Genomic DNA, 15,035 nt, shown 5'->3' with positions numbered 1-15,035 from the left:
AGCAATAAGCAGGTGTTATTTTTTGTTATTACTTAGCAAGCTATACGTCTATCTTAAATGAGGGTATTTTTAAGTCAATTAACTAAAAATGAATTGAGAATGTACTTAAGATTAATCTCATAGAAAATAAGGTAATATGACCTGGTCAGGGGGCAGTCCTGAAGGACTACCCCTGCCCGTATTTCTCTAAAAGCGCCTCGGCGATGGCCAGGGTTTCTACGTCAGCCACGCCGTTCCACAGCGCGGGGCGGAAGTGCATCTGAAACGCGCAGATCACCCTCTTCTGCTGCTGTTCCGTGGCGTTGTCCTGCACCTCGTAGCCATAGCGCTTCAGCACATCGAGCAGCGCCCCTCGTTCGACCTCCTGATAGCGCGGCCGTCCATTGATATAGAACGCCACGCGGGCAGGATCGGGCCAGGCACCTATCCCCTGCTGAGCCAGCTGCTGCCACGGAAACAGCGGACCGGGATCGTCTTTACGCTGCGGGGCGATATCCGAATGGGCCACCACATTTTCAGGTCTGATGTTGTAGCGGGTAATAATGTCTTTGGCGAGCGGCACCAGCGCCGCAATCTGCGCAGGCGCAAACGGAGTAAACGTTTTCACGCCGTCGCGCATTTGCCAGCCGCGGTTCTCGAGCTCAATGCCGACAGAGGTATCGTTGATGCGATTCGTGCCGCGCCAGAAGCTGATACCCGCATGCCAGGCCAGCTCGCTCTCGGGCACCAGCTGCCAGATGCGCGGCTTGCCGTCCGCCGCCGGGGGGCTGGCAGGGATCAAATAGTGAGAGCTGACATTTTTATCCGTCAGCGTGGCCAGCGAGCTGTCAAAATCATCCGCGGTGTAGTGGATCACCAGCACCTTGATGCGCGGGTAAGCCGCCTGCGCCTGATGACGCGTATCCAGCTCGTAGGCGCCTTTATCAACAATCCCCTTTTCCGTGACGCATCCTGCCAGCAGCAGCGCCAGCAGGAGCGCGGCAAACGAACGCGTCATCGCAGGGTTTTCACCGCCGTACCGCTTACGCTCACCATCAGCATGCTGGCATCTTTACCGACCGTTTCGTAGTCGATGTCAATCCCCACGACCGCATCCGCGCCGAGGGCTTCCGCCTGCTCGCCGAGCTCTTTGAAGGCGATTTCGCGGGCTTTGCGCAGCTCTTTTTCGTATGCACCCGAGCGGCCACCCACGATATCGCGGATACCGGCAAAAAAGTCACGGAAGATATTGGCGCCGAGAATCGCTTCGCCGGTGACCACGCCGCAGTACTCGGTAATTGTCTGCCCTTCCAGGGTTGGCGTTGTTGAAAACTGCATGGTTTCTCTCCTTCTTTAGCGTTCAATGCCTTAGGCACAGCATTATCGGTTCGTTACGCTATGATTGAAAGGATAGTTAATAAATAAGGAAATCAACATGCGCTATTCAGCTTTAACACTTTTGGTGCCCTGCGCGCTGGTGCTCAGCGCCTGTACCACCACGGTCACGCCTGCCTTTAAGGATATTGGTACCCGCAGCGGCCCCTGCATTGAGGGCGGCCCGGACACCGTGGCGCAGCAGTTCTATGATTATCGCCTCCAACACCGCAGCAACGATCTCACCGGCCTGCGCCCGTATCTGAGCGATGGCCTGGCAAAACTGCTTAATGATGCCACCCGCGATCCGCAGCATAACGCGCTGCTGAAATCCGATCCGTTCTCCAGCCGCACCACGCTACCGGACAGCGCCGAAGTGGCCAGCGCGTCAACCATCCCGAACACGGATGCCCGTAATATTCCACTGCGCGTGAAGCTGACGCAGGGCACCCAAACCTGGCAGGACGAAGTGCTGATGATCCGTGAAGGACAGTGCTGGGCGGTGGACGACGTACGCTACGTGGGCGGCAGCGTTCATGCCCCGGCAGGCACGCTTCGCCAGTCGATTGAGAACCGCTGATTCATCAATGATAAAAATGTTACCCCCGTAAAATGTCCGGCATTTCTTGCGGAATGCCGACATTTATACTCGCCGACCTTGCCGTTCGCTATTTTGTGCTATGTTTAAGAGGAAATACGGGTTATATTTAACTTTTAACGCAGAAATATTGCATAACTATTCTGTCAACGGTACTATCTGCGGCCTCAATTGCTATAGATTGCCTGGATGAGTAAAGACTGCCCCGATGAGTATTAAACTAAACGGCATTAACTGCTTCTACGGCGCACACCAGGCGCTGTTTGACATCACGCTAAACTGCCCGGAAGGCGAAACGCTGGTTTTGCTTGGCCCAAGCGGTGCAGGTAAAAGCTCCCTTCTGCGTGTTCTTAATCTGCTTGAGATGCCCCGTTCAGGTACGCTCGCGATTGCCGGTAACCATTTTGATTTCGCGAAGACGCCGTCTGATAAGGCGATTCGCGAACTGCGTCAAAACGTCGGCATGGTCTTCCAGCAATACAATCTCTGGCCGCACCTGACCGTGCTGCAGAACCTGATTGAAGCCCCGTGCCGCGTGCTGGGGTTAAGCAAGGATCAGGCCATTGCGCGTGCCGAAAAGCTGCTGGAGCGTCTGCGCCTTAAGCCCTACAGCGACCGCTACCCGCTGCACCTGTCCGGTGGTCAGCAGCAGCGCGTGGCTATTGCCCGTGCGCTGATGATGGAACCCGCGGTGCTGCTGTTTGATGAACCGACGGCGGCGCTGGATCCGGAAATCACCGCCCAGATCGTGAGCATCATTCGCGAGCTGGCGGAAACCAACATTACGCAGGTTATCGTCACCCACGAAGTGGAAGTGGCGCGCAAAACCGCCAGCCGTGTGGTCTACATGGAAAATGGGTATATCGTTGAGCAAGGTGATGCGAGCTGCTTCGCTAACCCGCAAACCGATGCCTTCAAAAACTATTTATCTCATTGATTGTGTCAGGGGAAATATAATGAAAAAAGTATTACTTGCCGTGCTGCTTGCTGGCGTTACCCTTTCTGCTACCGCAGCCCAGACCATTCGTTTCGCGACGGAAGCCTCTTACCCTCCGTTTGAGTCCATTGATGCGAACAACAAAATTGTGGGCTTCGACGTGGACCTGGCTAACGCCCTGTGTAAAGAGATCGATGCAACCTGTACCTTCAGCAACCAGGCGTTCGACAGCCTGATCCCAAGCCTGAAGTTCCGCCGTATCGACGCCGTGATGGCCGGTATGGACATCACCCCCGAGCGTGAAAAGCAGGTGCTGTTCACCACCCCTTACTACGACAACTCCGCCCTGTTCATTGGTCAGAAAGGTAAATTCACCTCTGTCGATCAGCTGAAAGGCAAGAAAGTGGGCGTGCAGAACGGCACCACGCACCAGAAATTCATCATGGATAAGCATCCGGAAATCACCACCGTTCCGTATGACAGCTACCAGAACGCGAAGCTGGATCTGCAAAATGGCCGTATCGACGGCGTATTTGGTGATACCGCGGTGGTGACCGAGTGGCTGAAAGCCAACGACAAGCTGGCGCCAGTGGGCGACAAAGTGACCGATAAGGATTACTTCGGTACCGGTCTGGGGATTGCCGTTCGTCAGGGCAACACTGAGCTGCAGCAGAAATTCAACGCTGCGCTGGAAAAAGTGAAGAAAGACGGCACCTACGAAACCATCTACAAAAAATGGTTCCAGAAGTAATTCCTGATGAATGAAATTTTTCCTTTAGCAAGCGCCGCCGGGATGACCGTCGGCCTTGCCGTTTGCGCACTGATTATCGGCCTCGTGCTGGCGATGTTCTTTGCGGTGTGGGAATCCGCGAAATGGTTCCCCGTCGCCTGGACAGGCTCCGCGCTGGTCACCGTGCTGCGTGGGCTACCGGAAATTCTGGTGGTCCTGTTTATCTATTTCGGCTCCTCACAGCTGCTGCTGACGCTGTCTGACGGCTTCACAATCAATCTTGGCTTTGCGCAGATCCCAGTGCAGATGCAGATCGACAACTTCGACGTCAGTCCATTCCTGTGCGGCGTGATTGCCCTCTCCCTGCTCTACTCCGCGTACGCGTCGCAAACCCTGCGCGGTGCGCTGAAAGCCGTGCCGCAGGGACAATGGGAGTCGGGTCAGGCGTTAGGGTTGTCGAAATCCGCCATCTTTTTCCGTCTGGTGATGCCGCAGATGTGGCGTCATGCCCTGCCGGGGCTCGGCAACCAGTGGCTGGTGCTGCTGAAAGATACCGCGCTGGTGAGCCTCATAAGCGTTAACGATCTGATGCTGCAAACCAAAAGCATCGCCACCCGTACCCAGGAGCCGTTTACCTGGTACATTGTGGCGGCGGCGATCTACCTGGTGATCACGTTGCTCAGTCAGTACATCCTCAAGCGTATTGACCTGCGAGCGACGCGCTTTGAACGGAGACCAGGCTGATGCTTGAATACTTTCCCGAGTTGATGAAAGGGCTGCACACCAGCCTGACGCTGACCGTGGCGTCCATTATCGTGGCGCTGCTCCTGGCGCTCATCTTCACCATCATCCTGACGCTGAAAACGCCGGTGCTGGTGTGGATTGTGCGCGGGTACATCACCCTGTTTACCGGTACGCCGCTGCTGGTGCAGATCTTCCTGATTTACTACGGCCCGGGCCAGTTCCCGTCGCTGCAGGAGTATCCGGTTATCTGGCATCTGCTCTCTGAGCCGTGGCTGTGTGCCCTGATTGCCCTTTCGCTGAACAGCGCGGCCTATACCACCCAGCTGTTCTACGGGGCGATCCGCGCCATCCCGGAAGGCCAGTGGCAGTCCTGCGGGGCGCTGGGCATGAGCAAGAAAGACACGCTGGCAATCCTGCTGCCGTACGCCTTTAAGCGCGCGCTCTCCTCCTATTCCAACGAAGTGGTGCTGGTGTTCAAAAGTACCTCGCTGGCCTACACCATCACCCTGATGGAAGTGATGGGTCACGGACAGCTGCTGTATGGACGCACCTATGACGTGATGGTGTTCGGCGCAGCGGGCGTGGTGTATCTGGTGGTGAACGGTCTGCTGACGCTGATGATGCGCCTGATTGAGCGTAAAGCGCTGGCGTTTGAGCGCAGAAATTAACCACGCGAATACATAAAACGGTATTCATAAAGCGGGTAACCTGATGGGTTATCCGCTTTTTTTTGCGATAAAAATAATACTTAATCATTTTTATTGCATATAAATTCATTAACTGGCATTGTACATCCAGGCCGCAGACACGGCGCATCAATAAGACAGACGGGAGCATTACAATGAAAAAGTTAGTTCTGGCCGCATTACTCGCCACCTTCGCCGCTGGCGCATCCGCTGCGGAAAAAATCAATTTCGGCGTGTCCGCCACCTATCCGCCGTTTGAGTCGCTGGATGCCAGCAACCAGATCGTCGGTTTCGATATCGATCTGGCGAAAGCGCTGTGCAAACAGATGCAGGCCGACTGCACCTTTACTAACCATGCTTTTGACAGCCTGATCCCGTCGCTGAAGTTCAAAAAATACGACGCGGTGATCTCCGGGATGGACATCACGCCTGAGCGCAGCAAGCAGGTGGCGTTCACCGACCCGTACTACGCCAACTCGGCGGTGGTGATTGCGAAGAAAGGCGCGTATACCTCTTTCGATCAGCTGAAAGGCAAACGCATCGGGATGGAAAACGGCACCACGCACCAGAAATACCTGCAGGACAAACATCCTGAAGTGAAGACCGTGGCCTATGACAGCTACCAGAACGCGATTATCGACCTGAAAAATGGCCGTATCGACGGCGTCTTCGGCGACACCGCCGTGGTGAACGAGTGGCTCAAAACCAACCCGCAGTTGGGCACCGCAACGGAAAAAGTGACCGATCCGCAGTACTTCGGCACGGGCCTCGGCATCGCGGTACGTCCGGATAACAAAGCCCTGCTGGAAAAACTGAACGGTGCGCTGAAAGCGATTAAAGCGGACGGTACGTACCAGAAAATCAGCGATCAGTGGTTCCCGCAGTAATGTCTTTTGCCGGGTGACGGCTTCGCCTTACCCGGCCTACGGGGGGATTTGTAGGCCGGGTAAGCGCAGTGCCGCCCGGCACTCTCTCATAACGGCACAAAGAACCTGAACCGTGCCCCGCTCACCGACTCCATTAGCCTGATCCCGCCCCCGTGCAGCTCCAGCATCCGTTTCACGATTAATAGCCCCAACCCGCCGCGATTCTCCCGCGAGGCCTGGGTATTGAGCGCCGACGGCCGCTGAAACAGATCGTCGCGCAGCGAGGCATCCACGCCCGTTCCGCTGTCGGACACTTCGACCTGCAGCTGTTCATTTTCCTGCCACACCGCCAGGCGAATTTCTCCGCCGCCCGGCGTATGGCGCATCGCGTTATCCAGCAGGTTAGTCACCACGCGTTCAATCATCGACACATCGGCGTTTACCATCGGCAGCGGCCCCGGCACGTCAATATGCAGATTGACCTCGCGCGTGCGGGCGGTGAGCTCAAACTTCTGCGCCACGTCGGAAATCAGCTCCGCCATTGCGAACCGCTCGCGCTGGGGTTTAATGCCGCCGTGCTCCAGGCGCGCCAGCTCAAACAGCTGCTGCGAAAGATGCCGGACTTTTTGCCCCTGACGCAGCGCGGTGGCGAGATACTGCTGGTGCTCCTGCGGCGTCAGGGTGGCGGATTTGAGCGACAGGGTTTCGAGATAGCCCAGCAGTGAGGTCAGCGGCGTGCGGAGATCGTGCGAAATATTGGCGATAAACTCCCGGCGCTGGCGATCGCTGTCGGCCAGCCGATCCCACTGTTGGGTGATTTTGCGCGCCAGCTCGATAAAGCTGTTGCGCAGGATCGCCACTTCATCTTTTGCCGCCGCGTCCGGCGTCTGTGCCGCCAGCAGCCTGATTGCGCTCATGCTGTCCTGCTCCAGCCCGGCGACCTCCACCGTAAGCTGTTTGACCGGACGCGTGACCCAGTACCAGACCAGCAGCCCTGCCAGCAGCCCAAACAGCGCGACCCACAGCAGTGACCACAGGACGGTACTCCACAGCGCCTTGTGCCAGGCCATTTCCGCCAGAGCATTTGACTCCTCGCCCTGCAAGATAATGTACAGATAGCCTTTTAGCTCGCCATCCTGCCGCAGCGGCGTGGCACTGAAGACTTTTTTATTTTGACTGCGCGGATCGTCGCCCAGTACCGGCATGGCGGTGCCGCTCAGGAAGCTCTGCACCGGCGCCAGATCGATTTTTTGCCGCTGAACATGGCCCGGCGGTGCGGCATCGGCGAGGATATCGCCGTCAGGAGAGATAACGTACAGCTCAACGCTCGGATTGAAGGTCATCAGCCGGCCAAACAGCGGTTTCAGCGCGCTGCGGTCGACCCGGCCCTGCGCGTCAAGAATCGGTTCGCGCTGGACGATCTGCTGCGCCAGCCCACCCGACAAACGCTGCACCATTGCATTACCGTACTGCATGCTGCTGTAGAGCTGTACCGCGCAGGCGACGGCGGCGCAGAGCATCATCAGCAGGATGAAGAGCAGCGTCAGGCGCTGGCTCAGGCTAAAGCGACGCATCATGCTGCGGCTCCGCAAATTTGTAGCCCTTGCCCCAGACGGTGCGAATGATCTCCGGCTCGGCGGCGTCCTTCTCTATCTTGATGCGCAGGCGGTTGATATGGGTGTTGACGGTGTGCTCGTAGCCTTCATGCTGGTAGCCCCAGACCTGCTCCAGCAGCGCCAGACGGGAGAACACCTCGCCGGGATGACGGGCAAAGAAGTAGAGCAGTTCGAACTCGCGCGGGGTGAGGTCCACCACCTGGCCGTGAAGCAGCACGCTGCGCGCCAGCGGATCGATGGTCAGTCCGTGCGCCTGAATGTGTCCGTCGGTTTGCGCCTGCCCCATCGCCTGCTGGCGACGAAACAGTGCTTTGATACGCGCAATCAGCTCCTGCACGGAGAACGGTTTTGCCAGATAGTCGTCGGCGCCGGTTTCCAGCCCGGTGATGCGGTCGGTTTCGCTGCTGCGGGCGCTGATGATGATCACCGGCAGGTAGCGCGTCATCTGACGGATGCGGCGGCAAATTTCCAGACCGTCCACGTTGGGCAGCATCAGGTCGAGGATCACCGCATCCCACGTCTGGGCTTCAAGACGCTGCAGGGCGTTGCCCCCGTCGGGCTCGTGGGTGATGGCGTAGCCTTCGTCTTCTAAATTGAGTCGCAGAAGCGCCGCGATATCGTGGTCGTCTTCCACCAGCAGGATCTGCTTCATGGGTAAGCCTTCATTCATTTCTTATGACGTAAGCTTACCTGATTTCGCCGGGATGAAGAGTTCACATTTTGTTGAAGATTTGGAAGGTAACAAACCAACATACTGAGGATGTTTATATGTCGATCGTCTCGTCTTTTTCGGACACACTTCTCACACTTCCTGTTAATCACAATACCGATTTCACCGATCTGGCCGACAACTGCCAGCGCTACTGCGAAGCGCTGGTTGAAGAAACCGATCCTGCCAGAAAAATCGTGCTCTGTGGCCGCCTCGCCACCTGTCTTGCCTTGCTCCGCCCGATGCTGCTGGAACCTGTGCCGGAGCATTTGTATGAACGATTAACGGTGGACGTTTTCCCAGAAAGAGAACCTGCATTCAACGCGGAGCCTGATCAACTGTGCCGTTATTGTGAGGAGATTACGCAACTCTTAATAGGGGGGGTACTTGCGCCGGAGTCAGCCCGCGTGATGGGTGATCTGCTCTTTGAGCTGACAGGCTATTTTGCCGACCAGTTGAAAGCGCCACGCTGGCTTAAAACAGAGGCGGGAGTCGCATTCCTGGGTTGAGCAAACAAAGCCGGGTGCGGCTACGCCTTACCCGGCCTACTCCGGATCGTAGGCCCGGTAAGCGCAGCGCCACCGGGCGATGTTGAGGATTAGTGCGTTTTCACCAGCAACGTCAGCACTTCATAATGCGCGGTATGCGGGAACATATCAAAAAGCTGAACGCGTTCAACGCGATAGCCCGGTAGTTGATCGATGTCTTTCGCCATGGTCTGCGCGTTGCAGCTGGAATAGATGATGTATTCCGGCGCCATCTGGCTCAGGTAGTCGCACAGCGCATTGCCGATGCCGCGGCGCGGCGGGTTGACCAGCACCAGCTCCGGCACGTTGCCCTGGCCGGTCGCGAACTGCGTGGAGTCGAGCGCCTGGAAGTGCAGATTCGTTAACCCCAGTTCGGCGGCGGACTGCTTCGCGCAGGCAATCGCTTCGCCAGAGATCTCAATCCCGGTGAGCTGCATCTCCGGCGTGGCGCAGTGCAGGCCAAACCCGCCCACGCCGCAGAACAGATCCCACATGTGGTGAACGTTCAACGCACGCACCCAGTCGCGGGCGGTGGCGTACAGGCTGCTTGCCACGGTCGGGTTGGTCTGGAAGAAGCTTTGCGGGCGGATCCACAGCGGCACGCCGTTGAAGCTCTCCGCCAGCGCGTGCTGGTCGGTGAAGAAAATCTCTTTCTCCCCTTCCATGATCGCCATATGTACCGGCTGAATGTTCGCCGTAATGACCTTAAGCTGCGGAAGCTGTTCCTGCAGCCACGGCAGCGCCGCGCGCAGCTGCGCCAGCTTAGTTTCAGAGCGCAGCACGAAGCGCAGCATCATGCCGCCGTCGATCTGGCTTTCGGTCAGCAGAAGGTATTTCAGCTCGCCGCGCTTGCGGGCCACGTTATAGGGCGTTAACCCTGCCCGGGCAATAAACGGCTTGAGTGCGGCAAAGACCGGCGCAAAGGAAGCGGGATAGAGCGGGCAGTCGGTTAAGTCTTCCGGCGTGCCGTCGCGGTGCAGCATCCCCAGCAGCGGTTTTTCCACGCTGCCGCTGACCACCATTTTGGCTTTATTGCGAAAACCCTGCTCAGGGCCGCTGACGGGTGCGCACCACTCGCCCACCGCGTGTTCTGCCAGCAGCTGTTGCAGGTCGGCCATTTTGGCGGTGAGTTGTTGAGAGACCGGCTGTTCTATCCACTGACAGGAGCGGCAGCGTCCGGCGGCATAGAGTGCGCACTGCATATGAAAACCTTAAAAATCACGAGGGCTGCGATTATATACACAAAATCATTCAAGTTGTATCAAGGCGGCAAGTCTGAGAATCCCCAGGAGCTTACTCAAGTAAGTGACTGGGGTGAACAGACGCGGCCAACGCAGAGACGGCTTGAAGGATGACGTGTATACACATTATTGCAGGCGGAAGAATCTCCGACTGGAGGCCGGAACGAAGAGAAGAAAGAGCACCAGCATGTCCGGCAGTTTTTGCATAAACAGCGCGCGCAGGATCTCGCGTTTGGACTCACCGGCAATACTGAACAGCTCCGGGTAGCCATACCCCAGCGAAGCGGCCCAGAGATAGCTCGCCGCGGTAATCTGCGTCAGCATATAGACCCAGCGCGCCCAGTTGCGCCCTTTAACCAGCGAAAACGCGCAGTAGATCTCGATAAACACCAGCACCAGACTGCTCAAAAAGACCAGCGTCAGATTCCACGTCTGCACGCTGCGGTGAATGAATTCACCGATGCCGCGCACGCCCAGGGTATTCAGAATCATCAGCACGTCCAGGCAGCGGATCATAATAATGGCGAGCGCCGCCACCTGAACCAGTGCAGGTACGTTAGGACGCGCGTGCGTAATACGTGATTTTTTTAATAATCCCAATGTTTTACTTCCCTGAAAAACAGTGCCGCGTCATGCGCGGCACATCACTGGAAATTTTAAATCCTTCAGCCGCGTCTTGCACGCTGGATATCGCGCACGCGCTGTTTTTCCGCGCGCGCCATCAAATACCAGGCGATAAATCCGACAATTCCGACCACGCCGAGGATGATAGAGGCCAGGGCGTTGATCTCCGGGTTGACCCCCATGCGCACGCTGGAGAAAACCAGCATCGGCAGCGTCGTCGCCCCCGGGCCGGAGACAAAGCTGGCGATAACCAGATCGTCGAGCGACAGGGTAAACGCCAGCAGCCAGCCGGAGATCACCGCTGGCATAATCATCGGCAGCGTGATGATGAAAAAGACCTTCAGCGGCGTCGCGCCGAGATCCATTGCCGCCTCTTCAATGGAGCGATCCAGCTCGCGCAGGCGCGAGGCGATCACCACCGCGACATAGGCGGTACAGAAGGTGACGTGCGCCAGCCAGATGGTGAGCATCCCGCGGTCCGCCGGCCAGCCGATGGCGTGCGCCAGGGCCACGAACAGCAGCAACAGCGCGAGACCGGTGATCACGTCCGGCATAACCAGCGGAGCGGTGATCATAAAGGCGAAGCCGTTTGAACCGCGAAAACGTCCGAAGCGCACCATCACCAGCGCGGCGATCGTGCCCAGCACGGACGCCATGGTCGCCGCCAGCGCCGCAATGGTCAGGCTCAGCCCCACCGCGCTCATCATCGCATCATCGTGGAACAGCTCGCTGTACCAGCGCGTCGACCAGCCTGCCCAGACCGTCACCAGCTTGGAGCTGTTAAACGAGTAGATCACCAGCATCAGCATCGGCGCATACAGGAAGGTAAAGCCGATGACCAGGATCGCAATTCGCCACGGGGAGCGCACTACCGGTAAGTTGTTCATCCGTGATCTCCCATCTGTTTCTGCTGATGCTTGTGGAACCACATGATCGGCACGATCAGCAGCAGTAACATCACGATCGCCACCGCCGAGGCCACCGGCCAGTCGCGGTTATTGAAGAACTCCTGCCACAGCACGCGGCCAATCATGATGCTGTCAGGCCCGCCGAGCAGTTCCGGGATCACAAACTCCCCCACCGCCGGGATAAAGACCAGCATCGACCCGGCGATAATGCCGCCCTTGGTCAGCGGGACAATGACGCTGAAGAAGGTTTTCAGCGGACGGGCACCGAGATCGAGCGACGCTTCCACCAGCGAGTAGTCGATACGCGTCAGCGCCGTGTAGATCGGCAGCACCATAAACGGCAGATAGGCGTACACAATCCCAATATAGACCGCGAGGTTGGTGTGCAGGATCGTCAGCGGCTGATCGATAACCCCGAGCCACATCAGGAAGTTGTTCAGCACGCCGTTGTTTTTCAGGATCCCCATCCACGCGTAAACGCGGATCAGGAACGAGGTCCACGACGGTAAAATCACCAGCAACAGCAGGATGTTACGCGTTGACGGCTTGCTGTGTGCCACCGCCCACGCCAGCGGGTAGCCCATCACCAGACAGCAGAGCGTCGAGATCGCCGCCACCTGCAGCGATTGCAGATAGGCTTCGAAATAGAGCGGGTCGTCGGTGAGCTGCAGGAAGTTACCCAGGTTTAAGGTCAGCGTCAGCTGCCCGTCGGCCCAGTCCAGCAGGTTGGTGTAAGGCGGGATCGCCCGCGCCATTTCCGCCAGGCTTATCTTGAAAACAATCAGGAACGGCAGCAGGAACAGCAGGATCAGCCACACGTATGGCATGGCGATGACCAGCTTGCGGCCGTGCTTCATCTGCATGCGCGTCAGCCAGTGGGCAAAGCCGCCCGGCTTTTCGACGCGGGCTGGAGGTTCAAGTGTACTCATTGGCCGCTCCTTATACCGTCAGCACAACGCAACTGTCTGCATCCCAACACAGGCGCACTTCGTCGCCCCAGGTCGGCTGTCCCTTGCGATAGCGATGTTCGTTCTGTAACTGCGCGCTGAGCATCTGCCCGCTTTTCAGGCGCACGTGATAGATAGAGAGATCGCCCAGATAGGCAATGTGCACCACTTCCCCGACGGCAAAGTTATAGCCATCAGCAGGCGGATCCTCACAGAGCATGATCTTCTCCGGACGTAGCGCGACGTAGACCGGCACGTTATCCACCACGGAGCTATCCGGATCAACCTTAAGCGGATGCTGCAGCCCCGGCGATTCGATGACCAGACCGTCTTCCTGACGATCTTTCAGCAGCCCTTCGAAGACGTTAACCGAGCCGATGAACTCCGCGCTGTAGCGGGTGGTCGGATGCTCATAAATCTCTTCCGGCTCGCCAATCTGCACGAACTTCCCGCGGTTCATGATGGCGATACGTCCGGCCATGGTCATGGCCTCTTCCTGGTCGTGGGTCACCATCACGCAGGTCACCCCCACGCGCTCGAGGATATCGACCACTTCGAGCTGCATACGGTCGCGCAGCTTTTTATCCAGCGCGCCCATCGGTTCGTCGAGCAGCAGCAGTTTCGGGCGTTTTGCCAGGCTGCGGGCCAGGGCCACGCGCTGGCGCTGGCCGCCGGAGAGCTGGTGCGGCTTACGCTTGGCGAACTCCTGCATGTGCACGAGGCTCAGCATCTCGGCCACGCGCGCGGTAATTTCGGCTTTCGGCAGCTTGTCCTGCTTCAGGCCGAAGGCGATGTTCTGCTCCACCGTCATGTGCGGAAACAGCGCGTAGGACTGGAACATCATGTTGATCGGGCGCTGATACGGCGGCACGCTGGAGAGATCCACGCCGTCGAGCACGATCTGCCCGGCGGTGGGCTGTTCAAAACCGGCCAGCATGCGCAGCAGGGTCGATTTACCGCAGCCAGAGGCCCCCAGAAGGGCAAAAATTTCGCCTTTATAGATCGTCAGGCTGACGTCGTCCACGGCATGCTGGCCATCAAAAGATTTGGTGAGGTTACGAATTTCAAGCAGCGGGGTCAGCGCTTTACGGACTTTCGCCTGCGGGCGGGGGATCGCGTCATTCACGGGGTGTTCTCCGGTAGAGATCAAAACTGGTGCAAACGCACCGTCAGGGTGCGCATCGCCGGGCGGCGCTAACGCTTGCCCGGCCTACGGGTTGTAGAGGCCCGGTAAGCGATAGCGCCTCCGGGCAGCAATACCAAACGCCGTTATTTACCGCTTTTCACCTTGGTCCACGCGCGGGTACGCACGCGGTCAATTTTTGGATCCTGAACTTTCAGGGTGAAGAGCTTGGCGAACACATCCGCTGGCGGATAGATAGCCGGGTTATTACGGATCTCTTCGCTCACCAGCGGCACGGAGGCCTTGTTACCGTTCGCGTAGTAAACGTGGTCGCTGATGTGGGCGATAACCTCAGGACGCATCAGGTAGTTGAGGAACTGATACGCTTCGTCTTTGTTTTTCGCGTCAGCCGGCATCGCGAAGACGTCAAAGAAGGCCAGCGCCCCCTCCTTCGGAATGAAGTAAGAGACGTTCACGCCGTTTTTCGCCTCTTTCGCGCGGTTAGCCGCTTGCCAAACGTCCCCTGCCCAGCCAATCGCGACGCAGATGTCGCCGTTCGCCAGGTCGTTAATGTACTGGGAAGAGTGGAAGTAACGAATGTTTGGACGCAGCTTCAGCAGCAGATCGGTCGCCGGGCCGGTGTAATCATCCGCCTTATTGCTGTTCGGGTCTTTGCCCAGGTAGTTCAGCACGGTCGCGAAAATCTCTTCCGGCGCATCGAGGAAGGAGACGCCGCAGCTTTTCAGCTTCTCAAGGTTTTCCGGCTTCAGCACCACGTCCCAGCTGTCCAGCTTCACGTCCGGGCCCAGCGCCGCCTTCACTTTATCGACGTTAAAGCCGATACCGGTGGTCGCCCAGAGATACGGCATCGCGTATTTGTTGTCCGGGTCGTGTTTGGCCACCAGCTTCAGCACTTCCGGATCGAGATTTTTCCAGTTCGGTAATTTGCTCTTATCCAGCGGCTGGAAGACGCCTGCGGTCAGCTGGCGCTCGAGGAAGCTTGCGGAAGGCACCACGAGGTCAAACCCGGTGCTGCCCGCCATCAGTTTTCCTTCCAGCACTTCGTTGGAATCGAACACGTCGTAGACTACTTTAATGCCGGTCTCTTTTTCAAAATTTGCCACCGTGTCCGGCGCAATATAGTCAGACCAGTTATAAACGTGCAGCGTTTTTTGTTCCGCAGCGAGCGTGCCGGCAGAGACGGCCATCAGAGCACCCGCAACCAGACCCGATAACCATTTTTTATTCAAGGCGATCATAGTGTTATTCCTTCTGAAAGCTCGTTAACAAACGAACTAAAACTGTGCAATCTGGATATATGCAAAAATCATGCATAGTTTGTCGCTCTGCTCAAAATAAAAAGAAACCTCTTTACCCGGCAGCTTCCGCTCGCTTTTTGAAGCATCGCAAGAATAACTGTAGCCCG

At 57.4% G+C, this 15,035-nt stretch carries 17 protein-coding genes; 7 read left to right on the top strand and 10 right to left on the bottom strand.

The features are described from left to right. Positions 1-166 precede the first annotated feature (166 nt). Together F3J31_RS08000 and F3J31_RS07995 are read right to left on the bottom strand one after the other, a co-directional pair. On the bottom strand, positions 167-997 hold the full coding sequence (locus tag F3J31_RS08000; RefSeq protein WP_167212382.1) for an N-acetylmuramoyl-L-alanine amidase: 831 nt from the start codon (positions 995-997) through the stop codon (positions 167-169). Beyond that, positions 994-1,317, bottom strand: a complete 324-nt coding sequence (locus F3J31_RS07995; RefSeq protein ID WP_023310944.1) for a heavy metal-binding domain-containing protein — start codon at positions 1,315-1,317, stop codon at positions 994-996. The genes F3J31_RS08000 and F3J31_RS07995 overlap by 4 nt, the downstream gene beginning before the upstream one ends. A gap of 97 nt (positions 1,318-1,414) precedes the next feature. Between F3J31_RS07995 and F3J31_RS07990 the strand changes: the two genes are divergently transcribed. From F3J31_RS07990 to artJ, 6 genes are all read left to right on the top strand, one after another. After that, positions 1,415-1,933 carry a lipoprotein gene (locus F3J31_RS07990; RefSeq protein WP_167212378.1) on the top strand — a complete coding sequence of 173 codons (519 nt, stop codon included), beginning with the start codon at positions 1,415-1,417 and terminating at the stop codon, positions 1,931-1,933. Positions 1,934-2,159: 226 nt separating this feature from the next. Further along, positions 2,160-2,888 carry an arginine ABC transporter ATP-binding protein ArtP gene (gene artP, locus F3J31_RS07985; protein WP_008500030.1) on the top strand — a complete coding sequence of 243 codons (729 nt, stop codon included), beginning with the start codon at positions 2,160-2,162 and terminating at the stop codon, positions 2,886-2,888. 19 nt (positions 2,889-2,907) lie between these two features. Continuing rightward, positions 2,908-3,639: an arginine ABC transporter substrate-binding protein ArtI gene (gene artI / locus F3J31_RS07980; RefSeq protein WP_008500032.1), complete on the top strand. Its 732-nt coding sequence runs from the start codon at positions 2,908-2,910 to the stop codon at positions 3,637-3,639. A 6-nt stretch (positions 3,640-3,645) separates the two neighbouring features. Next, positions 3,646-4,362, top strand: a complete 717-nt coding sequence (gene artQ, locus F3J31_RS07975) for an arginine ABC transporter permease ArtQ (RefSeq protein WP_008500033.1) — start codon at positions 3,646-3,648, stop codon at positions 4,360-4,362. Then, positions 4,362-5,030 (top strand): arginine ABC transporter permease ArtM, encoded by a 669-nt coding sequence (gene artM / locus F3J31_RS07970; RefSeq protein ID WP_167212375.1) that lies wholly within the window; start codon positions 4,362-4,364, stop codon positions 5,028-5,030. The genes artQ and artM overlap by 1 nt, the downstream gene beginning before the upstream one ends. Positions 5,031-5,203: 173 nt before the next feature. After that, positions 5,204-5,935 (top strand): arginine ABC transporter substrate-binding protein ArtJ, encoded by a 732-nt coding sequence (gene artJ / locus F3J31_RS07965; protein ID WP_045908430.1) that lies wholly within the window; start codon positions 5,204-5,206, stop codon positions 5,933-5,935. A gap of 86 nt (positions 5,936-6,021) precedes the next feature. Here the strand turns inward: artJ and F3J31_RS07960 are convergent, their stop codons facing one another. Both F3J31_RS07960 and F3J31_RS07955 read right to left on the bottom strand, forming a co-directional pair. After that, positions 6,022-7,491 (bottom strand): ATP-binding protein, encoded by a 1,470-nt coding sequence (locus F3J31_RS07960; protein ID WP_167212374.1) that lies wholly within the window; start codon positions 7,489-7,491, stop codon positions 6,022-6,024. Further along, a complete protein-coding gene (locus F3J31_RS07955) occupies positions 7,475-8,182 on the bottom strand; it encodes a response regulator transcription factor (protein WP_025912904.1) in 708 nt (235 codons plus the stop codon). Before F3J31_RS07955 ends, F3J31_RS07960 begins: the two co-directional genes overlap by 17 nt. A gap of 116 nt (positions 8,183-8,298) precedes the next feature. Here F3J31_RS07955 and F3J31_RS07950 point away from each other — a divergent pair, with 116 nt between their 5' ends. Then, positions 8,299-8,748, top strand: a complete 450-nt coding sequence (locus F3J31_RS07950; protein ID WP_167212371.1) for a hypothetical protein — start codon at positions 8,299-8,301, stop codon at positions 8,746-8,748. Positions 8,749-8,837: 89 nt separating this feature from the next. Here the strand turns inward: F3J31_RS07950 and rlmC are convergent, their stop codons facing one another. The 6 genes from rlmC to potF all read right to left on the bottom strand — a co-directional run bounded on the left by rlmC (position 8,838) and on the right by potF (position 14,868). After that, on the bottom strand, positions 8,838-9,968 hold the full coding sequence (gene rlmC, locus F3J31_RS07945) for a 23S rRNA (uracil(747)-C(5))-methyltransferase RlmC (protein ID WP_167212368.1): 1,131 nt from the start codon (positions 9,966-9,968) through the stop codon (positions 8,838-8,840). A gap of 165 nt (positions 9,969-10,133) precedes the next feature. Next, positions 10,134-10,607 (bottom strand): YbjO family protein, encoded by a 474-nt coding sequence (locus F3J31_RS07940; protein WP_045908434.1) that lies wholly within the window; start codon positions 10,605-10,607, stop codon positions 10,134-10,136. Positions 10,608-10,672: 65 nt separating this feature from the next. Further along, entirely contained in the window at positions 10,673-11,518 is an 846-nt protein-coding gene (potI, locus tag F3J31_RS07935; RefSeq protein ID WP_008503447.1) for a putrescine ABC transporter permease PotI, read from the bottom strand. Further along, complete coding sequence (potH, locus tag F3J31_RS07930) at positions 11,515-12,468, bottom strand: putrescine ABC transporter permease PotH (protein WP_024907854.1); 954 nt, start codon at positions 12,466-12,468, stop codon at positions 11,515-11,517. The genes potI and potH overlap by 4 nt, the downstream gene beginning before the upstream one ends. A gap of 10 nt (positions 12,469-12,478) precedes the next feature. Then, on the bottom strand, positions 12,479-13,612 hold the full coding sequence (gene potG, locus F3J31_RS07925) for a putrescine ABC transporter ATP-binding subunit PotG (protein WP_045327359.1): 1,134 nt from the start codon (positions 13,610-13,612) through the stop codon (positions 12,479-12,481). 143 nt (positions 13,613-13,755) lie between these two features. Beyond that, positions 13,756-14,868: a spermidine/putrescine ABC transporter substrate-binding protein PotF gene (gene potF, locus F3J31_RS07920; RefSeq protein ID WP_045908435.1), complete on the bottom strand. Its 1,113-nt coding sequence runs from the start codon at positions 14,866-14,868 to the stop codon at positions 13,756-13,758. Between the last annotated feature and the right edge of the window lie 167 nt (positions 14,869-15,035).

The organism is Enterobacter sp. Acro-832 (assembly GCF_011752745.1).
Taxonomy (GTDB): Bacteria; Pseudomonadota; Gammaproteobacteria; order Enterobacterales; family Enterobacteriaceae; genus Enterobacter; species Enterobacter quasiroggenkampii.
This window is presented reverse-complemented; position numbering and strand designations above follow the sequence as displayed.

What these genes read in the sequence shown, in the direction of transcription:
- F3J31_RS08000 (WP_167212382.1), bottom strand. Translation starts at nt 997, where the DNA reads ATGACGCGTTCGTTTGCCGCGCTCCTGCTGGCGCTGCTGCTGGCAGGA.
- F3J31_RS07995 (WP_023310944.1), bottom strand. Translation starts at nt 1,317, where the DNA reads ATGCAGTTTTCAACAACGCCAACCCTGGAAGGGCAGACAATTACCGAG.
- F3J31_RS07990 (WP_167212378.1), top strand. Translation starts at nt 1,415, where the DNA reads ATGCGCTATTCAGCTTTAACACTTTTGGTGCCCTGCGCGCTGGTGCTC.
- artP (WP_008500030.1), top strand. Translation starts at nt 2,160, where the DNA reads ATGAGTATTAAACTAAACGGCATTAACTGCTTCTACGGCGCACACCAG.
- artI (WP_008500032.1), top strand. Translation starts at nt 2,908, where the DNA reads ATGAAAAAAGTATTACTTGCCGTGCTGCTTGCTGGCGTTACCCTTTCT.
- artQ (WP_008500033.1), top strand. Translation starts at nt 3,646, where the DNA reads ATGAATGAAATTTTTCCTTTAGCAAGCGCCGCCGGGATGACCGTCGGC.
- artM (WP_167212375.1), top strand. Translation starts at nt 4,362, where the DNA reads ATGCTTGAATACTTTCCCGAGTTGATGAAAGGGCTGCACACCAGCCTG.
- artJ (WP_045908430.1), top strand. Translation starts at nt 5,204, where the DNA reads ATGAAAAAGTTAGTTCTGGCCGCATTACTCGCCACCTTCGCCGCTGGC.
- F3J31_RS07960 (WP_167212374.1), bottom strand. Translation starts at nt 7,491, where the DNA reads ATGATGCGTCGCTTTAGCCTGAGCCAGCGCCTGACGCTGCTCTTCATC.
- F3J31_RS07955 (WP_025912904.1), bottom strand. Translation starts at nt 8,182, where the DNA reads ATGAAGCAGATCCTGCTGGTGGAAGACGACCACGATATCGCGGCGCTT.
- F3J31_RS07950 (WP_167212371.1), top strand. Translation starts at nt 8,299, where the DNA reads ATGTCGATCGTCTCGTCTTTTTCGGACACACTTCTCACACTTCCTGTT.
- rlmC (WP_167212368.1), bottom strand. Translation starts at nt 9,968, where the DNA reads ATGCAGTGCGCACTCTATGCCGCCGGACGCTGCCGCTCCTGTCAGTGG.
- potI (WP_008503447.1), bottom strand. Translation starts at nt 11,518, where the DNA reads ATGAACAACTTACCGGTAGTGCGCTCCCCGTGGCGAATTGCGATCCTG.
- potH (WP_024907854.1), bottom strand. Translation starts at nt 12,468, where the DNA reads ATGAGTACACTTGAACCTCCAGCCCGCGTCGAAAAGCCGGGCGGCTTT.
- potF (WP_045908435.1), bottom strand. Translation starts at nt 14,868, where the DNA reads ATGATCGCCTTGAATAAAAAATGGTTATCGGGTCTGGTTGCGGGTGCT.